Raw genomic sequence first — 684 nt, forward strand, 5'->3', positions numbered from 1 at the left:
CCAAAGTCTATTCATTGATGCGAGAAATATAAGAAACTTACCTAAAGAAGACGCAAGGAATATTTTAGAGACCGCAACAGCCACAAGAGAATGTTTTGTTGATGGATTCAAGGCTATTGGTAGTTTAATGTTTTGGGCCTGTGACAATGAAAGATATCCAGATAATGAAATGCGCGGAGATATGGCTATCATCGGTCTTTTATTGAGTCGTGGCTCAGAAATTATAGACGCAACGATTGAAGTTGAATGTATAACTGAAATGTATTCCAAAGAATAAGAGGCTCCCATGACTTCATTAAATATACCAGAGTACGAAATTGTAAATGTGAGCGATAGGTCATCTGAGGTAGTGGTTCTATTAACACTATTAAAAGATGCGTATACCCATGAACATGCGCCAGAGGAGACTGATACAGTCTTTGCTTTAACCAGCATATTGAAACTGGCGCACAAATTAAACTCTGACCTGTCTTGTTTGCTTAATAATGAAAGCGGCGAGGCTAAATCATGAATAACTTATCTAATCGTGTTAGTTCGGCTCTGGCGGCGATTCCAGTCAAACACCAGAGCCTAGCCTTAAATAATGCCTGCGACGGTCTTAATAAGGTTGAGGCGGATTCTAACTTAACGGTATTCATCTTTGCAACCGTTAAACGTTCCGACGTTAAAGCCAAGCCAGTAATG

1 protein-coding gene and 1 pseudogene are annotated in these 684 nt (G+C 39.8%); both read left to right on the forward strand.

Annotated elements, in window-relative coordinates; all coding sequences use genetic code 11:
• A pseudogene (locus tag AEP37_RS26845) lies at positions 1-277 on the forward strand (hypothetical protein); the annotation flags it as partial.
• Positions 278-286: 9 nt separating this feature from the next.
• Complete coding sequence (locus AEP37_RS23945) at positions 287-511, forward strand: hypothetical protein (RefSeq protein WP_049615681.1); 225 nt, start codon at positions 287-289, stop codon at positions 509-511.
• Positions 512-684: the final 173 nt, after the last annotated feature.

The sequence above is a fragment of the Yersinia pekkanenii genome (genome assembly GCF_001152565.1).
Lineage (GTDB): Bacteria > Pseudomonadota > Gammaproteobacteria > Enterobacterales > Enterobacteriaceae > Yersinia > Yersinia pekkanenii.

Excerpts from the sequence above, each read along its gene's own strand:
- AEP37_RS23945 (WP_049615681.1), top strand. The coding sequence starts at position 287 with ATGACTTCATTAAATATACCAGAGTACGAAATTGTAAATGTGAGCGAT.